Annotated in this window: 13 protein-coding genes and 1 pseudogene; 8 read left to right on the forward strand and 6 right to left on the reverse strand. The window is 47.2% G+C overall.

Going from position 1 to position 20,515, the window contains the following annotated elements:
- Positions 1–101, forward strand: a pseudogene (locus NDI34_RS24160) (IS5/IS1182 family transposase); the annotation flags it as partial.
- Positions 102–140: 39 nt separating this feature from the next.
- Here NDI34_RS24160 and NDI34_RS24165 read toward each other — a convergent pair.
- On the reverse strand, positions 141–1,127 hold the full coding sequence (locus NDI34_RS24165; protein ID WP_348234074.1) for a threo-3-hydroxy-L-aspartate ammonia-lyase: 987 nt from the start codon (positions 1,125–1,127) through the stop codon (positions 141–143).
- A gap of 625 nt (positions 1,128–1,752) precedes the next feature.
- Between NDI34_RS24165 and NDI34_RS24170 the strand changes: the two genes are divergently transcribed.
- The 4 genes from NDI34_RS24170 (at position 1,753) to NDI34_RS24185 (ending at position 7,781) form a co-directional block, all read left to right on the forward strand.
- Positions 1,753–3,624: an NAD(P)H-quinone oxidoreductase subunit F gene (locus NDI34_RS24170; protein WP_348234075.1), complete on the forward strand. Its 1,872-nt coding sequence runs from the start codon at positions 1,753–1,755 to the stop codon at positions 3,622–3,624.
- 159 nt (positions 3,625–3,783) lie between these two features.
- On the forward strand, positions 3,784–4,497 hold the full coding sequence (locus NDI34_RS24175; RefSeq protein ID WP_190426520.1) for a carbonic anhydrase: 714 nt from the start codon (positions 3,784–3,786) through the stop codon (positions 4,495–4,497).
- Between the two features lie 199 nt (positions 4,498–4,696).
- Complete coding sequence (locus NDI34_RS24180) at positions 4,697–6,208, forward strand: NADH-quinone oxidoreductase subunit M (RefSeq protein ID WP_190986863.1); 1,512 nt, start codon at positions 4,697–4,699, stop codon at positions 6,206–6,208.
- Between the two features lie 271 nt (positions 6,209–6,479).
- Positions 6,480–7,781 carry a CO2 hydration protein gene (locus tag NDI34_RS24185; RefSeq protein ID WP_190986862.1) on the forward strand — a complete coding sequence of 434 codons (1,302 nt, stop codon included), beginning with the start codon at positions 6,480–6,482 and terminating at the stop codon, positions 7,779–7,781.
- Between the two features lie 148 nt (positions 7,782–7,929).
- Here the strand turns inward: NDI34_RS24185 and NDI34_RS24190 are convergent, their stop codons facing one another.
- The 4 genes from NDI34_RS24190 to NDI34_RS24205 all read right to left on the reverse strand — a co-directional run bounded on the left by NDI34_RS24190 (position 7,930) and on the right by NDI34_RS24205 (position 15,010).
- Positions 7,930–8,331: a fasciclin domain-containing protein gene (locus NDI34_RS24190; RefSeq protein ID WP_190411546.1), complete on the reverse strand. Its 402-nt coding sequence runs from the start codon at positions 8,329–8,331 to the stop codon at positions 7,930–7,932.
- A 148-nt stretch (positions 8,332–8,479) separates the two neighbouring features.
- Positions 8,480–10,276 (reverse strand): diguanylate cyclase, encoded by a 1,797-nt coding sequence (locus NDI34_RS24195; RefSeq protein ID WP_190411547.1) that lies wholly within the window; start codon positions 10,274–10,276, stop codon positions 8,480–8,482.
- Complete coding sequence (locus tag NDI34_RS24200; RefSeq protein WP_190427114.1) at positions 10,269–10,661, reverse strand: response regulator; 393 nt, start codon at positions 10,659–10,661, stop codon at positions 10,269–10,271. Before NDI34_RS24200 ends, NDI34_RS24195 begins: the two co-directional genes overlap by 8 nt.
- A 443-nt stretch (positions 10,662–11,104) precedes the next feature.
- Positions 11,105–15,010, reverse strand: coding sequence for a PAS domain S-box protein (locus NDI34_RS24205; protein WP_348234076.1), 3,906 nt, complete (start codon positions 15,008–15,010; stop codon positions 11,105–11,107).
- A gap of 229 nt (positions 15,011–15,239) precedes the next feature.
- Between NDI34_RS24205 and NDI34_RS24210 the strand changes: the two genes are divergently transcribed.
- The gene (locus tag NDI34_RS24210; RefSeq protein WP_190427118.1) at positions 15,240–15,815 is read left to right on the forward strand and encodes a DUF924 family protein; all 576 of its coding nucleotides are present in this window, start codon (positions 15,240–15,242) and stop codon (positions 15,813–15,815) included.
- Positions 15,816–15,876: 61 nt separating this feature from the next.
- Here NDI34_RS24210 and NDI34_RS24215 read toward each other — a convergent pair whose 3' ends face one another.
- The gene (locus NDI34_RS24215) at positions 15,877–18,372 is read right to left on the reverse strand and encodes a glycogen/starch/alpha-glucan phosphorylase (RefSeq protein ID WP_348234078.1); all 2,496 of its coding nucleotides are present in this window, start codon (positions 18,370–18,372) and stop codon (positions 15,877–15,879) included.
- A gap of 804 nt (positions 18,373–19,176) precedes the next feature.
- Here NDI34_RS24215 and NDI34_RS24220 point away from each other — a divergent pair.
- Positions 19,177–19,716, forward strand: a complete 540-nt coding sequence (locus NDI34_RS24220; protein ID WP_190411552.1) for a pentapeptide repeat-containing protein — start codon at positions 19,177–19,179, stop codon at positions 19,714–19,716.
- A gap of 384 nt (positions 19,717–20,100) precedes the next feature.
- The gene (locus NDI34_RS24225; RefSeq protein ID WP_348234077.1) at positions 20,101–20,418 is read left to right on the forward strand and encodes a DUF4419 domain-containing protein; all 318 of its coding nucleotides are present in this window, start codon (positions 20,101–20,103) and stop codon (positions 20,416–20,418) included.
- Positions 20,419–20,515 lie beyond the last annotated feature (97 nt).

A 20,515-nucleotide genomic window follows, 5' to 3' on the forward strand; every position in this document is an offset into this window, starting at 1 on the left:
AACTCAAGCAGTATCGAGCGATTGCAACGCGCTACGACAAGCGTGCGGTTAACTTTCTCGGTGCGATTCACCTCGCTGCTACGGTCATCTGGTTGAATTGATGACACGCCCTAGAGTTGTACCAGGTTAAGCGATCGCATTCACAATTTACAGATTTGCCGAATATCTACATTCCCCCCGGTAATCATCACCCCAATTCGGGCACCCGGTTCTTTCACGACTCCCGACAGCAAAGCGGCGGCGGCTAAGGCACCCGTCGGTTCCACTACGATTTTCAGACGTTCCCACAAGAAAAACATCGTGGTGCGGATGGCTTCTTCCGATACCGTCACCATATCATCGACGTAGTGCAATACAAGTGGGAAGGTAATGTTTCCCAGGCAAGGAGTGCGTGCCCCATCAGCAATCGTGTCAGGATTGTTCGTAGTATGCAGCGTTTTACTGTGAAAAGAGCGTGTCGCATCGTCGGCGCGTTCTGGTTCTACCCCAATCACTCGGCAATTCGGTGAAAGGGTTTTGGCAGCGAGGGCGCATCCTGATAGTAAACCACCGCCTCCGCAGCAAACTAGAAGTAAATCGAGGGAACCGACTTCTTGAAAGAGTTCTAAAGCAGATGTACCTTGTCCGGCGATGACATGAGGATGATCGTAAGGGGGAATTAAAGTTAAACCGCGCCGATCTACCAGACTTTGCGCCAAAGCTTCCCGCGTGGTTTCCTGACGATTGTACAAAATCACCTCAGCACCATAACCGCGAGTTGCCGCTTGCTTCACGACTGGGGCATCATCCGGCATGATAATCGTGGTGTGGATGCCCAGCAATTGTCCGGAGAGTGCGATCGCTTGAGCATGATTCCCTGATGAATACGTCAGAACCCCGCGTGATGCTTGTTCCTCAAATAGCTGTGCCAGTGCATTGTAAGCACCCCGAAACTTAAACGAACCCGTGCGTTGAAAGTTTTCGCACTTCAAGAATACTTGAGCATTGGTGCGCTCGTTGACCGTTCTGGAGGTCAAAACCGGCGTGCAACGGGCAATTCCAGCCAACCGCACCGCCGCAGCTTCCACATCGGCGCTCGTAACAGGTAGGGCACTGAAATGAATCGCAGACGGGTTGTGTTCTGCCATAACAAAATCCTATCGCCTGTAAAGATGCTTCAGGACAGTCTTCATTGGATTCGATAAACACTTTGCATCATCCAACATCCTTGCATCCCACCGATACCAATCCTAAATGGATTGTAAAACTCTCTCCCTTGTGTCTCTGGAGCGTTCTCTTTGATTCGTGAAGGCAAGATATCCAATTTCTCTCTCGAAATTGGATATCTTGCCTACAACTCAAATAGAACTGTTATAGTAGCCTAAGTAGAATTGCTTATAGATGTTTATCTATAGATGCCACATAAAGCCTTGATGGTAATTTCTAAAATACACTTAAAAATCAAAAAACTTATTTGTTAAAAAATATTTTTACCTATAGACATTTATCTATCAGTACCATATGAATTCTTGATGACAACTGCTCTAGGCATAAAAACCTATGATAGCAAAGAGTTATATAAGTTTTTTTTAGATGATTTATCGCTTAATTCTCTAAATCAATTATTCCCTTTTGGTTACTTGAACCATTAAGATAAGCAGAACGCTTAAGAAATTATTAATTCGGCATTCGCCTTACTGCATAGGTTGGTTAGGGAAATTACGGGTTGGCTGAAAGCAACCCTAGCTTTGCTGCAAGTTTGGAGGGAATTCAGTGGTTCAGGCTCTCATCGATACTATTTGGTTAGTCCCTTGCTATGCCTTAATTGGTGCTATTTCCGGGCTATTATGGTCGCCCGGTGTCATCCGCCGCACAGGGCCGCGCCCCGCTGGTTACATTAACTTGCTGATGACCTTTTTGGCATTCGTTCATAGCTTAGTGACTCTGCAAGCGATTTGGAACCAGCCGTCTCAAGAAATAACGTTTACATGGCTGTCGGCAGCGGGTTTGGATTTAAATTTCCCCCTAGAAATCTCAGTAATTAACGTTGCAGCGATCGCTCTAGTAACCGGGTTAAACCTGCTAGCCCAGATATACGCGATCGGCTACATGGAGATGGACTGGGGCTGGGCACGCTTTTATGCCTTGCTGGGGCTTTTTGAGGCAGGGATGTGTGCTTTAGCTTTGTGCAACTCCTTGTTCTTTAGCTATGTAATCCTGGAAATCCTCACCTTGGGGACTTATTTGCTGGTAGGACTTTGGTTTAGCCAGCCGCTAGTGGTGACGGGGGCGCGGGATGCTTTCTTAACCAAGCGGGTTGGGGATTTAATCATGCTGATGCCAGTCATTGCCTTGTATCCCCTGGCAGGAAGTTGGAATTTTAACGATCTAGCAGAATGGGCAAAAACCGCTGATTTAGACCCTACACTAGCCGCGCTATTAGGTTTAGGTTTAATTGCTGGCCCGATGGGTAAATGCGCTCAATTTCCGTTGCATTTGTGGTTGGATGAGGCAATGGAAGGGCCGCTTCCCAGCACGATTTTGCGGAACTCGGTCGTCGTGGCAACAGGTGCCTGGGTGTTGATTAAGTTGCAACCTGTGTTAGCGCTTTCTCCGATAGTGTCGCTGGCGCTGATATCGATCGGTGGTGTGACGGCGGTTGGCGCTTCCTTGATTGCGATCGCGCAAATTGATATCAAACGCGCTTTGTCCTATTCCGTCAGCACCTACATGGGATTGGTATTTATCGCTGTAGGCACTCAACAAGATGATGCAGCTTTGTTGTTGATCTTGACTCATGCGATCGCAATGGCGCTGTTGGTAATGAGTGTTGGTGGAATTATTTGGAACAACATCACCCAAGACTTAACCCAACTCGGCGGTTTATGGTCGCGCCGTCCCATATCCGGGTTAGCCTTTCTGGTTGGGACGCTGGGGTTAATCGCTTTTCCGCCTTTAGGCAGCTTCTGGGCATTGCTGAAATTGGCAGATGGTTTGTGGGCAACTCAACCTTGGCTAGTCGGGTTATTGCTGGTGGTCAATGGTTTGACAGCCTTCAGTTTAACGAGAGTGTTTGGGCTGATTTTTGGCGGAGAACCCAAGCCAATGACTGTACGATCGCCAGAAGCATTTTGGCCTTTAACTTTCCCCATGATAGTTTTGGCCGCCTTCACCCTCCACCTCCCCTTAGTGTTACAAAGCTTGTCGCTACTGCCGAGTTGGGCAACTCTCAATAAAGATATGGCGCTGCTGTTGATTTGGTCTAGTATTTTTGGTTGCAGCCTTGGCGGGGTGATTTATCTGAATAAAATGTGGAAAAAACCCGTCCAACTTCCTTGGAAACCCCTGCAAGATTTGTTGGCTTATGACTTTTACACCGCCAAAATTTACCGCGTGAGTATTGTTTTCAGCGTTGCTTTAGTTTCCCGCTTCATCTCTGCCTTTGACCGCTACTTAGTGGATGGCTTCGTTAATTTTATCGGAGTTGCTTCCCTTTTCGGCGGACAAAGTTTGAAATACAGCACTTCCGGACAATCCCAAGCTTATGCGATGACGATAGTAATGGGAATAATTGTCTTAGGAATGCTATTATACTGGCGCTTCTTTCATGCCGCTTCACCACTCTTTGTAGCACTCGCTCAATAGGTCGAGAGTGGGCGAGCGGTGCCCTACAAAACTAACTGAAAACCCGGTTGGTTTAGAACTTTTTGTCATTAGTCCTTTTTAAATTGCAAAGGATACATAACTAATGACAAAATACAAAGAGATCAAGTCTTTAACCCTTAGGAAGGAAGCTACGAACCAATGAATTCAAAAAAGCAGAAAGGACAATTCTCCAGACGGAATTTGCTGAAATTTAGCGCAGGCGCAGTAGGAGCAGGGGTCGTAACTGCCGGACTCGGAACCAAGTTGGTTTTCCCCGACCAAGCCGTTGCAGAGAATGACATGACCCCCGATCAAGCGCTGCAAAGTTTAATGGAGGGGAATCAACGGTTTATTACCAGAAAAACTAAAAATATCAACCGAGATTTTCAACGTTTGACCGCCGTTGCGAAAACTCAGAAGCCATTTGCGGCGATTCTCAGTTGCGCGGATTCGCGAGTTCCTTCTGAGATTATCTTTGACCGGGGATTTGGAGATTTGTTTGTATGCCGCGTGGCAGGAAATATCGCAACTCCGGAGGAAACCGGGAGCCTAGAATTTGGGGGTTTAATATTAGGAACCAAGGTAATCATGGTCATGGGGCACAAAAGATGTGGGGCGGTAGATGCCACCATTAAAGGTGCCCAAGTGCCCGGTCAAATTGGTAGCTTAATTGAGGCAATAAAACCTGGTGTAGAAAATTCAAAAGGCAAACCCGGCGATCGGCTAGAGAATGCTAGCAAAGCGAATGTTTTGGTTCAAGTAGAAAAATTGAAAACCTCTCCTGTCATTTCTCAGTTAATTCAGGAAAATAAACTGAAAGTTGTAGGTGGTTATTACGATTTGGACACTGGCAAAGTCACCTTACTGAGTTAGGTAGAGCTATAGCAATCCTATTTAAGTGGTGAGATGTCTTCGATTAACGAAGCGCGATCGCGTGTTAACGGAGGGAAAAAAGAGAGAAGAATATCTCCTACATAAATTGGGATTGCTATATAGCCAAACCGCCGTTTCTATGATTCTCATTCAGCCGGTCAACAGAAATCAGCAATCAGGAATCAGCAAATAACAAACCATGCTCAGCACTTTTATTTGGCTACCCTTTTTAGGTGCCGCTCTCGTCGGATTCTTACCTAACTTATCTGCTAGTCAGCTCCGTTTACTTGCATTAGCGATTATCAGTGGAATTTTATTAGAGACAGGATTTCTTTTAACCCAATTCGACCTGAACAATGCCGGGATGCAATTCTCTGAATTTATGCCCTGGATTGAAAAATTGGGATTGAATTACAGCCTTGGTGTTGATGGTTTGTCTTTACCGCTGTTGGCTTTGAATAGCCTGCTGACATGGATTGTTATTTACAGCACCTCAAAGCAGATTACTCGTCCTCAGCTTTACTATTCTTTAGTGCTGCTGGTCAATGCTGGAATTGCGGGTGCCTTCCTGTCGCAGAATTTGATGCTGTTTGTGTTGTTCTACGAACTAGAACTGATTCCGCTGTACTTGTTAATTGCCATCTGGGGCGGAACTGAAAAGCGTGGCTACGCAGCGATGAAGTTTCTCATTTATACAGCGCTTTCTGGAATTTTAATTCTGGCGGCATTTTTGGGTATAACTTGGCTGGGTAATGCTCCTAATTTTGATTACAATGCCAACATTGCTCAAGGTTTACCGTTACAAGCGCAGCTAATCCTGCTAACAATGCTGGTAGTGGGTTTCGGAATCAAAATTCCCCTAGTTCCGTTGCATACTTGGTTGCCAGATGCTTATGTCGAGGCTTCACCACCCGTAGCCATTCTTTTAGGTGGCATCCTGGCAAAGTTAGGAACCTATGGTTTAGTACGGTTTGGTTTAGGAATGTTTCCCGAAACCTGGACAATTGTGGCACCAGGGTTAGCGATTATCGGAGCGTTTAGTGCCGCTTACGGGGCGCTGAGTGCGATCGCTCAAAAAGATATCAAACGCATGGTCGCTTACAGCTCTATCGGTCACATGGGCTATGTTCTGTTAGCCGCCGCCGCTGCTACACCGCTTAGTTTACTCGGTGCCGTCTTGCAAATGGTTAGCCACGGTATCATCTTAGCCATCCTCTTCCATTTGGTGGGCGTTATCGAAAGCAAAGTTGGCACCCGCGATTTAGATGTCTTGAATGGTTTGTTGAGTCCCCAACGCGGCTTACCGCTTACCACTGCTTTGCTAGTTCTAGGCGGAATGGCGAGTGCTGGTATCCCCGGTATGGTAGGCTTTATCGCTGAATTTTTAGTGCTGCAAGGTAGTTTCATCGTATTTCCAATTCCAACCCTGATTTGTGTAATTTGTAGCGGTTTAACGGCAGTTTATTTTGTGATTCTCATTAACCGCACCTGTTTTGGCAAACTGAACAATGCCGCAGCCTACTATCCCAAAGTTGAATGGGTTGAGCGCACCCCAGCTTTAGTTTTAGCAGCCTTAATCTTCTTCTTAGGAATCTTCCCCAATTGGCTGGTGCGTTGGAGCGAACCGACAACCGCTGCAATGGTTGCTACCATGCCCACGACTACTACTCAGCAAGTTGCTATCAACTACCAAGCTTCAGTTCAGGAGTAGAAAATTACTTTCATTCCTCTCGTTCCTTTGCTCAGCCTGGAAACGAAAAACCTCAGCTAAAATTTCGTAGGCTGGGTTGAGGAACGAAACCCAGCAACCCCTATAGAGCTAAATCTAAGCTCAGGCGGAAAATGAGAAACCTAAGCCCCTAGATCCCTTAAAAGCCAGGGAAGGGGTTGGGGGAAAGGTCAAAAACGTCAAAAACACTGCCCGCACAACTAAATAACCACTCATCAAAAAACATTCAGTAATTCATCTAAACGAACTAAAAATGGTACAAACTCCATCTAAGCCTTCAACAAAATTACCTCCTTCTAACCATGAATTTGCCGAAATTATTCATCGCTTAGAAGCTGGTGGTGCCATGCTGCCAGATACGCCGGAAAATCTCATGCAAATTATCGGTATTTATAAAGCGTATGCAGTACCGATGGATTTCTACTGGCGCGACCTGCTTTATATTGCCGAGCATGTCTTTTTAAATCCCTTTCCCTTCTTTAAATACTTCTTGCCCAAAGAGTATTTAGAGTTACATAATCATTACGCTGGAGACGATGCAGATTTGCGGATCTGGCGCGGAGAAGCTACCGCTCATCCCGAACTTCTAGAGTTTATCGAGAAGGGCGAAACTTCTAAAATGCCCAAGTTATTCCATCACTTAGGGCATGACCGAATTAATATGGAATTTGCCGAAGCTTGTATGCAAGCAATGCTTTGGCACGGCAGAGATATGGGCTGGGGTAAATTCGATGCCTATCTGGATACCGATGAATATAAAGCGAATGCAGATAGAGCAATTAAGGCTTACTTCAAAGGCAATCCGGCGATGCTGGGATTGTATAAACTGTTCCCTGATATGTTCTTAGAACAGGTGCGCCAACTGTCTTACTACAGTAATTTAGGCTTGTTCTGGGAAGTGATGGCTCCAGTTTTCTTTGAGATGTCCGACCTCTACGATGAGGGGAAAATTACCAGTGTGCCGGAAGCGATGAATTTTCTGGTAAATGGAATTTTTGCGATCGCGGGTCGTCCGATTTATCATCACGTTTACATTCGGGGTGAAAAGTATGAAATTATCCCCAAATCTTGCGGTTTCACATGGCTGTACGAAGCAGCATTACCGTATGTGGAAGCTGTATTCTACCGCACGGCTCCATTCCGGGGTACAAAATCTTACAATGCTCAGGCAAAGCAAGTTCCGGAAAATCAGAAAGATTTCCACTATGGAATTCTCTATGCTGATGTATTTCCGGTGGGAACTGCTGGCATTCCGCCGACATTGTTAATGCAGGATATGCTGCATTTCCTCCCACCCTATCTCGTGGATTACTATCGCCAACACTGCCGCGGTGAAGATGATATGTTAATCCAATTAGGGATTACTTTCCAACGCTCGATGTACTGCGTTACTTCTGCTGTTATCCAAGCATTGCGGACGGCACTTCTCTATCCTTTAGATGACTCCAATCCAAAGCATTTACAAGCAAATCGGGAGTTTTTTGAAGCTCAGATGGATCGCTTTAAGCGTCCTGAAGCTCGTTTGCGGGATATTCAGCAGTCGGATTATCGATAGGAGATCCCCCCAAACCCCGCCCTAACGCGCCGCTTCGCTAGAAAAAAGCGGGCTTTTAAAAGGAGCGATCGCACTCCGATTCCTTGATTCCTCCAACACACCTCAAATAGGGTTTTTAAAAAGGGAGCGATTGCTCCCTTTTTTTTATTTAACCCATTAAAATTACCGTGTCGATAACGTGAATCACGCCATTATCTGCTTCGATATCTGGTGCGAGAACTGTAGCATTTTTCACCTCAAAACCATCAGAACAATCAATTCTGATGGGTGAACCTTCCACTGAGGTGACAGAACTTACTTTCTCTAAATCGGCTTTCATTAACTTGCCAGGAACGACATGATAGGTGAGAATTCTGGCAAGCTGGGGAATATTTTGCACCAAGGTTTGAATCGTTCCGGGTGGAAGTTTGGCAAAGGCATCATCATTCGGTGCAAAGACAGTAAAAGGGCCAGGACTTTTCAGCGTGTCCACCAACCCTGCCGCTTGGACAGCAGTTACTAAAGTTTTGAAAGAACCCGCACCAACGGCAATATCAACAATGTCAGCCATCTGTTCTCACTTAATAGATTGTATGGAAAAGCTCTGATAACAGTGTAGGGTGAGCCTTGCCAATATTATTGGATTGGCTATTTGCGATCGCTTTAAATCTTTAATGTTCGTTAAAAGCAGTTGTAATCTCTTGATCGCAGAGATTTGTTCACGTAGACAGAACCACCTGATTGCGTCCCCGTCGTTTGGCTTCATAGAGAGCTTTATCTGCGGCTTCATTGAGTTGGGTCGCTTCATCTACGTTGGGAAAGACAGCGATGCCACAGCTAAAAGTAACCGAAAACTCAGCGCCGTCAGACTGCTGCCGAACTTGTGCAAAACCTTCGCGGATTCGGTTGAGAACTTGCACGGCTGTTGCACCATCTGTATTCGGGAGGATAGCCGCAAACTCTTCCCCGCCATAACGACCCGTGATATCAGTTTTTCGCAAACGCTGCTGCAACAGACGGGATAAACTTTTCAGTACGCGATCGCCTGTGAGATGACCATAAGTATCGTTGACTGACTTAAAATCATCAATATCAATCATGGCAAAGGCAAGGTTCGTCTTTTCCCGCCGACCTCGTTGCACCTCAATACTGAGTTGCTCTTTAATCGTCGTATGATTGAGCAGCCCAGTCAGACTATCGCGCACCATCACCGAACGTAAAAGACGCGATCGCTGCACTCGCGGCATCACCGACGCAATCAGATGATTTGGCTGAATCGGCTTGGTTAAAAAATCATCCCCGCCTAGCTGAATCGCCGCTAGCTGCTTATTCAGATCCGTCTCCATCGACAGAAACACAATCGGAATGCCCACATAAGCTGGTTGCTGACGGATCACCGCTGCCAGTTCCACTCCATCGCATCCCGGCATATACATATCCATCAAAATTAGATCCGGTCTGAACTCAATTAACGGCGGCATCACCTGCAACGGATCTGTCACCACCAGCGCCGTCATTCCCGCCTGTTCCAAAGTCCAACCATAGAAGGATGCCAAAGGCGCATCATCGTCAACAATTAAAATGCGATACGGCTCTGGTGCTTGCGGCACTGTCAGCAAATCCAGCGCGTCAATCAATTCTCCAATGTTAATTGGCTTGGGAAAATACGCCTTTCCACCCGCTCTCACCGCCTGTAAACGAGCCATGAGATCGTTTCTGGCAGAAATAAACAAAACTGGCAGCGGTTGCTCGCGGTGCTGCTGGATGGCAGTAATTGTTTTAGGGCCAGCGAGACTGTCTTGGGGGAAAACAACATCCACAATTGCAGCGGCGGGTGGTGTTTGCGCGATCGCCTCCTCCAGTTCAGCAATTTTGTCAAAAGTGCGAACCTGATAACCAAAACAACTGATTTGCAACGCCAAATCCTGCGATAGATGCGGATCGTCTTCCACCAAAAAAATCAGCCGATTCTCTGTCCAAGGCTCTTGAGACTGCAACGGGGGGAGGTTTAGATCCAGTACACAAGTGTCCTCCACTGCGATCGCCTGTTTCAATCCTCCTACCAGCACGCAGATTTGTGCTTGCTCTTCTGCGGTTGGCAACTTTCCACTATCCAAAATCGCCTTGAACACCAGTTCCAAAGTTCGTGCCGCATTCCCTAACCCCAGCAAACCAAACGTGGCACTAGAACCCGCCAAACGGTGCATCAGGTGGTGTAGCGTTTCCAAAGGTGAGGCAGCGGCTTCTAGTAGGGACTGAGGCGGATTTTGAGAAGACGAAAGGGGCTGAACCTTTGAGGTGCTGAGGGGTTGATGTTCTTGATTCTCTCCTGCTCCGGGCAGGGTTTCCCCGCCCCTACATCCTGACTCCCCAGCTACGGTCCCTCTTTCCTCAAGGCTTCCCAGCAGCTGATTCCAAATTGTTTCAATCTGCTCAATTCGACTCGGCAGTTGTTGCCTATAGGCAAGGCGTAGGGCATTGAGTTGTTCTTGCGGATCTTGAAGCGCATCAATCATGGTACTGGAACCACATACGATTGAGAGTTGCAGAAAGGGTCATGGGATCGAACGGCTTCGCAATCACATCCAATACACCAAGTTGCTTATAATAAGCTACTTCATGGGTTTGCACTTTGGCTGTCAAGAAAATTACCGGAGTGCTTAAAGTTTGCGGGAGTTCCCGCAGTGCCTTTAGGGTGGTCATCCCATCCATCCCAGGCATCATCACATCCAGCAAAATCAAATCTGGGGCAAATATCGGCGCTTTCTGAATCGCTTCGCTCCCAGAACTACAGACTTCTACCGTGAAACCGCCGACTACTTTCAAACCCAAGCAGGCAACGGTCTGAATGTCCGGATCATCTTCCACCAACAAGATACGAGTTAAAGATGGAGTTGTCATATTGCTTTTGATTGATTACTCATTAATTTAAACTGAGTCGGAAGAAAAAGCATATCTATAAAAAAAGAGAAGATTCTACAATTCATTTGGGATTGCGATAGTTTAGGGTTTATTGTTCTTACCTCTACGAATAACGAACTCATTCCCTATCTCCAGAAAGTAGTAAGACTAAATTATTAGTAAGATCGGAAAAGCGCTTTTTACTCCCCGTCTTACCCTTGCCATGTTGAGTTCCTTACCTCAAAATCCACGCCTCTCAACGCGGAGAACCAAGCAGGATGGGAATGGCTTCCCAGTTTACAATATGACATGGTTTAATTCGGTCATCCTACTAAATATTTTAATTTTTAGTTTATAAATAAAAATTTAATAACAACTATTTAAACTCAATTAAATTTAAGTTTCAATAAACGTTTAATTTATTGAAACTTAAAAAAACAGAATTAAGAAGCGGAATTACCGCGTCCAATTAGGGATTTAATCGTTTCCAGCAACTGCTGATTGGAGGTGCGGGACTTGACGAGTGCCGCAGCTACGTGATGTGCCGCCTCCATGCCAACGGTATTGGCGGAGAAAATGACTGCGGGGATGGAGGAAAAAATCTGATTGTTGAGATCCGCTAGCAATTCTAGACCAGAACCATCCGGTAAACTGAGGTCAAGAATCACTAAGTCAAAAGTTTTAGAAGACAGCTTGTGTCTTGCCTCATGAAGATTTTTAGCTGAATCAATTTCGGCGATATTCTGCAAAATTGTTGAGACCACCTGAGTTAAATCCGGATCGTCCTCAACATACAAAATATGAGGCTTACTGTCTGAGTTCTGCCGAACTGCTTGGCGGACAGATGCCATCAATCGCGCCTGATCGATTGGTTTATCCAGCCAGTCTATCACCGGCAATCCACCGCCACTGAGTTGTTCGCGCCCCTGTTGGGCTTTGGCAGAAACGACCACAATCGGGAGACTCTGAGTATTTTCATCTTCCCGCAGTTCGCGGATCAAAGAGATGCCATCTTGACCGGGTAGCGCCAAATCTACAGTCATCGCCGCATAGCAATTTTCTGACAAAAGCTGCTTGGCTTGGGCTGCATTGTAGGCGATATCTGCACTTAAACCTTCTTGTTTCAGCATCAGCGACAGCAGCGTGGCAATATCGGGATCGTCTTCACAGATAAGGATGGGGAGACTTTCCGGCGAGTGGGAAGTCATAATCTTTGAGATCCGTGCTTCTTGCCATTCTGGTAAATCGAAGTAGAAAGTCGTCCCGACATTCGTTTGAGTTTCAAAACTAATGTGTCCTCCGAGTTTTTCTACGATCGCTTTGCAGATACTTAAACCTAAGCCAGTTCCTCCCTTTTGACGGGTATCTGAGGAATCTGCTTGAGCAAATTTCTGAAAAATCCGAGGGCGAAAGTCTTCGGGAATCCCACAACCGCAGTCGGTAACGGCAACTCGGATGGTATTTGGCGATTGAGTTGGACGGGAAACGGAGAGGGTGACGGTACCATTGGGGGGAGAGAATTTGGCGGCGTTGGAGAGTAGATTCGTTAGTACCTGCATCAGGCGATCGCGATCGACATTCACCTGAACACCGGACAACTCAGACTCCAGTACCAACTGCACCCCAAACTGTTCGCCATAGCCCCGGTTCGCCTCCAGCGCCTGCTCTACGAGTGGCATTAGTTCCAGCGGCTGGAGATGAAAATCCATTTTGCCGGATTCAATCTTTTCAATATCTAAAATGTCGTTAATCAGGAGAATCAGACGCTCGGTATTTTTATAAGCAATATTCACTAGCGCCTTTGCCTCATTGGGAATTTCACCCGTCACACCTCCAGCAATTAAACTCAAGGAGCCTCGCACCGAAGTGAGCGGCGTCCTCAATTCATGGCTGACGATGGAGACAAATTCGTTTTTCAGTCGCTCCATCTCCTTGCGCTCGGTAATATCGCGCACGATTGCCAGCACTTCATCCGCTCCGTTGACAACAACGCGAGCTTCATAATCGCGCACAGAGCCTATCTCTCCGGTTGGGTAAGCGGGATTCAAGGGAGCGAGCAGTTGATATTCAAAAACTTGGATCTCGTTAGCAGACAGCGCTTTGGCTACATAATGCAGCATTTGCTGCGCTACCTCGGTTGGCAAAAGCTCCTGCACAGTTTGACCGATGACTCGAGCGGGAGCGATCGCCCGAACGTCATTTTTAGCGGCTCTGAAGTCTAGAAAGGTGCCATCTTCACGGATGCGAAACATCGAATCTGGGATCGCGTCGAGGAGGGCGCGAGTTTTGGCTTCACTTTGGCGCAACACTTCGCTTTGGCGGAGGGTTTCCTCTACTTGGATGCGTTCGGTGATGTCGGTGGCGACGCCAATTGCGCCCATGACTTCGTTGTTGGCGTTTCGCAGGGGCGAATAGCGAACCTCGAAGGTCAATTTGCCCATTTTTACCAGGGATGTTAAGGCTTTGCCGGATAGCGCTTGCCGAACCTCTTCGAGAATCTGTGGGAAGCGGCGGTACACCTCAAAGATGGATTGACCAACCACCTTACCCGCTTCCAGTCCCAAAGTATCCAGACCGCTCCCTTCGGAAAAGGTAATGACACCCCGATCGTCTAAGGCAAATAGAACGATGGGCGCACTTTTCACCACAGTCCGCAGACGTTCCTCGCTATCGCGCAATGCAGTCTGAGCGGCTTGCGATCGCGCTAGTTCCGCTTCTACTTGCTCGAACAAAGCGGCTTGTTGAATGGCGATCGCGATTTGCACGCTCAGTGCCTCTAGCAGTTCGACTTCCTCATATTGCCACTGCCGCGACGAGCGACAGTGATGGGCAATTAGCAACCCCCACAAGTGGTCTCCTTGCAAAATCGGTACGACTAGATTCGCTCGCACCTGAAATTGCTCTAACAATTCAATATGGCAGGGGTTGAGCTGAGCCGTGTAGATATCTTCAATGACACGGATACGACCTTGTTGATAAGCCGCAGCGTAGGTTTTGCCAAAGCACGGATCTTTGATATTGCTTCCCAGCACCGCCAACCACTGGGCACTCACGGACTCTACAACGACGGTGCCACTTCCATCCGGCTCAAAGCGGTACAAGATCGTTCGGTCTGTCTGAAGAAACTGCCGCACTTCCTCCACGGCAGTGTTGAGAACATCCTCCAGCTTCAAGGATTGGCGGATACGCTCTTGCATCGCTCCTAAGAGCTGCTCCCGTCGCAGAAGCTGCCGTAAAACGGCTTCAGCCTGCTTGCGGGCGGTAATGTCGGTGTGAATCCCAATCAACCCGACTACATTACCATTGTCATCGGCGATGGCATCAGCCCGAAGCAAAATCGATATAGTGCGATCGCTCTGGGTACGCATCTCGACTTCACCACTCCAGCAGGAGTTGCCTTGTTTGATGGTGCTGATGACTTCACGAGCGACATTCGGATCGCAGTAGCGGATAGCTGGCCCCCCAGCCGCATTTATTTCGTCTGTGGTGTATTCAAACAATTCCACAAACGCCGGATTGTGATACAGAGACTGCCCTTTGGCGTTCGTAATGATGATGGCATCGCTCGCATTTTCAACGGCTTTGCTAATCCGAATCAGATGTTCTTGGGCTTCCACTCGGTCGGTGATGTCAGTTTGGACACCCACAAAGTTTGTGAGTTTTCCTTGGGGATTCTTTACTGGCGCAACTCGCAGTTCGTTCCAGAAAAGCGTCCCATCTTTGCGGTAATTCCGCAAGGTGACATTGCACTCTTTTCCCTCCCGGATTGCTGTTCGCAATTGAGCGATCGCCGGTTGCTCTGTATCGATTCCTTGCAAGAAGCGGCAGTTGTGCCCTAAAACTTCGCTCTCGGAGTACCCGGTCATTTCCTGAAAACTGGGATTGATATAAATCAAGGGATTGTCTGGCAAGCTCGCGTCGCTAATCACGATGCCGTTATTGCTAGCAGCGATCGCCTTCTCCAACAGGTGTAGGTGTTCCTGTGATGGATGGCGCTCAGCGATCGCATCTCTCGACACGATCAATCCGCCGATTTCACCTGTGCCAGTGCGCCACGGCTGTACTTCCCACCTTACCCGCTCCACAGTTCCATCAGTACGGGGTAAAGATTCTTCAACCTTCTCGATGCTTCCCGCTAAACAGCGCTGATGAATTGCCTGCCAACGGTCTGCTACTCCACGCTCAATTTCATAGTAAGAGCGCCCGATAATGTCCTCGCCAAGATTGCGCTCCGTCAGCCATCGACGACTGAACAGCAGGTAACGCATCTCGCGGTCGAACATGGCAACGGCTGCTGGCGCTTGCTGGATAAACAGTTGAAGCAACTCTTGGTTATCGGTGTAATTCATGAGTCAGGCTGGGGGTGAGCGGGAAGTTAAAGTGACGCAGCTAAACACTTCTATTCCAAGGGTGCCCAAATGCAATCTTTAGCTATCATCGGCATCACCAAATCGCTGCTTCCGGGCGCTGACAATCCGGCTCAGTGCAGGAACCGATCCCTCCTTAGCCCCTTTTTTAAGCGGGAATTAGATTGGAGGATTGGGGAGATCGAAATTGAGGGCGTTGGAGCCAAAACTCATGTCACAAGTCCATGAAATTTTGAATTTTTGGTTTGGCAAACCCGATGAGGCGGGTTATGGGAAACCCCGTAAAGTCTGGTTTACCAAAAAACCGCAGTTTGATGAGGAGATCCGAACCCGCTTCTTAGGAGACTACGAACTAGCCGCAGCGGGTCAGTTAAATCCCTGGAAGGAATCGCCCCAAAGCTGTTTAGCACTGATACTGCTATTAGATCAATTTCCACGCAATTTGTTTCGCGGGAGTGCCCAAGCCTTCGCTACCGATAGCCTTGCTCTGTCTGTGGCACAGCACGCAGTTGCCAATGGCTTCGATCGAGAATTGCTGCCAGTCCAGCGATGCTTTATTTATTTACCTTTTGAACATAGTGAAAATCTCGAACATCAGCGTCAGTCAGTGGAGTTGTTTCAGCAATTGGGCGACGATCCTGACTGTATTGATTACATTTCCTACGCAGTTCGACACTTCGAGGTGATTGAACGCTTTGGGCGATTTCCCCATCGCAATCAGATTCTTGGTCGAGAGACAACAACCCAGGAGGCAGAATTTCTTCAGCAGCCTGGGTCGTCATTTTAACGATTAAGATGTAACTGCATTGACTGTCTTGTCGCGCTGTCCCCTACTTACGAGTTGCTCTTTAAAGGACAGGGCGCTTGGCTTGTACCTTCACCTGCAAACCTGCTGTATGCGGTTGATACTCTTTCAAGTCGATCTTGACTGGCTGGACGTTCCAAATTTCTTGGCAATACTCCTTAATGGTTCGGTCTGAGGAAAATTTCCCCGTGCGAGCAACGTTGAGAATTGACATTCGAGTCCAGTGCTTTGCGTCTCGATAAGCTTTGCTGACTTCTTGCTGGCAGTCAATATACGCTTGGTAGTCGGCAAAGAGCATATACTCATCCCTGTCTAGCAACGATTCCACAATGGGTTTGAAAAGGTCGCGATTGTCGGGTGAGAAGTAGCCGGAAGCGATCGCGTCGATCGTTTCTCGCAGTTCGGCGTTGCTATGGTAATACTCTCGCGGGTTGTATCCCCTTGCCTTTAGTGCATATACTTCTTGAGTAGTCAAGCCAAATAAGAAAAAGTTTTCGGCTCCGACTTCTTGGCGGATCTCGATGTTGGCACCATCCAGCGTCCCGATGGTAAGCGCCCCATTCATGGCAAACTTCATGTTGCCCGTCCCGGAAGCTTCTTTGCCCGCCGTGGAGATTTGCTCGGAAAGGTCGGCGGCTGGATAAACTCGCTGACCGAGAGAGACCGAGAAATTTGCCAAGAAAACGACCTTAATGCGATCGCGCACATCCGGGTCATTATTGACGACTTTCGCCACCGAATTAATCAACTGAATGACCAGTTTGGCAATGTAGTAGCCAGGAGCGGACTTGCCTGCAAAAATAAAAGTCCGGGGCAAGATATCAACATTGGGATCTTTTTTGATCCGGTTGTACAGCGTAATAATGTACAGCACATTCAACAGCTGACGCTTGTACTCGTGAATCCGCTTCACCTGAATATCAAACAGAGAATCTGGATTTACTTCAATGTCGTTGTAGAGCAGAATGTACTCTGCCAAGGATTGCTTATTTTTGCGCTTAATCGACGAGAAGCGAGAGCAAAACTCAGCATCATCAACAAAAGCTTCTAGCTGCTTGAATTGATCGAGTTGTGTTACCCAATTATTGCCAATTTTCTCGGTAATCAGCTCAGACAGATGGGGATTGCTCAGCAACAACCACCGGCGCGGTGTCACCCCGTTCGTTTTGTTATTAAACTTTTCGGGCCACAATTCGTAGAAATCTCGCAAGACATCTGCTTTGAGCAAATCGGTATGCAATGCTGCCACTCCATTGATGGAATGGCTCCCCACGCAAGCTAAATGCGCCATGCGGACGTACTTCTGGGGGCCTTCCTCAATAATTGACAATCTCCCGAGCCGCGCTTCATCGCCTGGATACTTGGCACGCACCTCATCGAGAAAGTGGCGGTTAATTTCATAGATAATCTCTAAGTGCCGAGGCAGCAGACGCTCAAACAAGCTCACAGGCCAGCGTTCTAGAGCCTCAGAGAGCAGTGTATGGTTCGTGTAGGCGAAGACGCGCCGGGTGATGTACCAAGCTCGGTTCCAGCCTAATTCGTACTCATCCACCAGCAACCGCATCAGTTCGGCAACCCCAATCGATGGATGCGTGTCGTTGAGCTGGATAGCGACTTTGTCGTAGAACCGATCGAAAGTCCGGTGAATGCGCTGATGCGAATTGATAATGTCTCGGAGAGAACAACTGACGAAGAAATACTGCTGTTCTAGGCGCAGTTGCCGACCCTGAGAGGTGTTGTCGTTGGGATAGAGAACTTTTGAGATATTTTCAGAAAATATCTTGTTGGTAACGGCACCGGCATAATCACCGCTGTCGAAAACCTGGAAGTCGAACTCTTCAGAAGCCCCCGCCCGCCAGAGACGCAGCGTATTCACCGTATTGTTGTTGTACCCAGATACGGGTGTATCGTAGGGCGTCCCTAAGATTTTCCGATCGGGAATCCAACGCACTCGATAACGACCTTGTCCATCGCTGTAAGCTTCTGTATAGCCGCCGAACTTCACTTCAACGGTTAATTCTGAGCGGCGAACTTCCCAAGGGTTGCCAAACCGGAGCCATTTGTCGGGGTGTTCGACTTGAGCGCCATCCTGAATCCATTGATCAAAGATCCCGAATTCGTAGCGAATGCCGTAGCCAACTGCCGGAATTTCTAAGGTGGCGAGGGAGTCGAGAAAACAAGCCGCCAGACGTCCTAAACCCCCATTGCCGAGTCCGGGTTCTGATTCTAATACTTTGAGGTCATTGATGTCGAGTCCGGACTCGTGGAGAGCTTGGCGTGCCCGTTCGTACAAACCTAAATTGAGTAGGTTATTGTCCAACTGACGACCCATCAAGAACTCTGCCGATAGGTAATATACGGCTTTGACATCTTTGTCGATGTAGGTTCTGCTGGTGTTAATCCATCGGTGCAGCAAGCGATCGCGCACAGTATAAGCGAGAGCCATGTAGTAATCATGGGGCGTCGCCCAATACTCATCTTTTGCCAGCAGGTAATACAGGTTATCTGCAAACGCCCGTTTCAGGGTCACGACCGTCATCCCAGTGCGATCGTCTTCCACCTGAACTTCAACGGGTTCAATGGGTTCAATGGGTGTCTCCAAGTGGTCGGCGTGCCCGTCATACGGCGGCTCAAAACGCCCCCCCTGCGAGGGCTGATGACTACTTTCTGTCATGTATCAATCTCCGTTTAACAGCAGTCTGTTGCTAGTCCCAATCCTGTCATAACCGGCTTTAGGCTGGCACGGCGGGAAGTATTGGCGGGAAGTATTGGCAATATGCCTCCGGCACGCTGCACGAACGCATCTTCACAAAACCCGTGCCTAAGCGAATTGTGTAAATCTTTAATTTAAACCCAAAATTATTATATTTTGGCTAATGATTTTTATAGTTTTTTATTAAGCAAACTCAGAGAAATAAACATAACTCTTTATAGCGGCTGATGGTGAATTTTCACAGGGTTCCAGCAGTACCGTGCCCTAAAAAAAAACAGATACAATAACTTTTGTTACAATTAATCTGTAAATAAATGCAGACTAAGCCGTTTTTTTATTAAAAAGTAACAACTTTTTAAGGTTTAATGTCCGATTTAAAAATTTTTGGTTCAGCATCAACACAGAATCTTCACGATTTATTCCCTAAATTAGATGTAAAAGTAAAATGAAAGATTTACTAAATACTACAGGGAGAGAAAATAGCATGAGCTTGCTGTCTTGCTTTGCGTGGTTGAAAAACGGCTTTCTGGGAGTCCCGCAAAAAACAACTAGGGAACTTATTGCACGACATTAACATTCGATGGGGAAAGAACAAGATTGTTAAGTGTTACCTAGGAAGAAGTAGTGAATATGAATGCTGAGACACTCAAAAGCAAGTATGCAGCAGGACAAAGAGACTTTCGGCAAGCGAATCTATACCGAGAAAAACTCACCTTTGCTTGTCTAGATGGAGCGAAGTTCAGTCAAGCTAATCTAGGCATGATCAACCTCAGGGGTGCAAATCTGCGTGGAGTAGACCTCCAACAAGCACACTTGATGAGGGCGAACTTGAAGGATGCAGATTTAACGGGAGCCAACCTGGAGGGAGCGAATTTAGCGGGAGCAAATCTCAGCGGAGCCAATCTTACGGGAGCAAATTTGAAAAAGGTAAATCTAAACCGAGCCGTATTAGGTGGAGCGAACCTGAGTCAAACTAATTTAAGGTACGCAAATCTCTGCGAAACCATTCTGTTTGGCGCAATTTTAACAGGAGCGATTCTGCTCAAAGCAAATGTAGCTGGGGCAGTTTTGCTGAAGACAAATTTGACCAATGCGGCTGTAATTGAAACCGATTTGAGCGAAGCACGCTTAGAAGAGGTCACGATGCCTGATGGTACAATCCATCAGTAATCGGTACGATACTGCTCAGTGCAAAACATTTTTTACATTCTGAAAAACCGTTTGTGAGCAGCCCTAATTAAATAACCGATATACTTTCACCTTGTCAGTTGGATTTAGCCAAAGCAAAATCTAACGCTAAATCCGGCAGTCTTGGTAGGTGCTGTGACCTCAAACGCCACTTGTTGGCATTACCGTTAGGGCATCAATCGGATTAGGCTGAGTTTCGTGCTTTCACCTAACCGATAGGCGATCGCATCTGACCTTGACACCATCTTGACACCATAGAGAAAGACACGATTAGTTCCTTGATTCGTAAGATATATTCTTGAAGGATGCCACTTTCTTGTAAGTAGGCTTAGCCTCCATCCTATTTACTCACCACCAGAAATTTTTATGGAAACCGTAGCGTCGATTTTGCATCAATCGGACGGAGAAATTAGTTTTCTTGTTGATGATGTCCAGGTATGTCGAGATATCATTCCTGTTAGCGAGGCTTGGAGTAAATTTGAGGAGCGATTAGGTTCTCCATTATTGGCATTCAGCCACAGTAACTCATTTGAAGTCATTCAGGAATCAGGGAATCATCCTCTAGTCACTGCTGTTCATATTGCCCACAGCGAACATCGACCGCTGTTGCTGACTCCAGATGTAATTTGGCTGACAATTGCCCAAGGGTTTGCACAACATATCAACAATAGACTTCTTGCGTGAATAGCGAGAGTGTGAGTAAAAGTAGGTTAAGGGGGAAAGCCAGTATGACCTACGAACAACTCAAACAACTCAAACCAAGCGCCTTTAAACGTAGATG

The sequence above is a fragment of the Trichocoleus sp. DQ-U1 genome, from assembly GCF_039961925.1.
Lineage (GTDB): Bacteria > Cyanobacteriota > Cyanobacteriia > Cyanobacteriales > FACHB-T130 > FACHB-T130.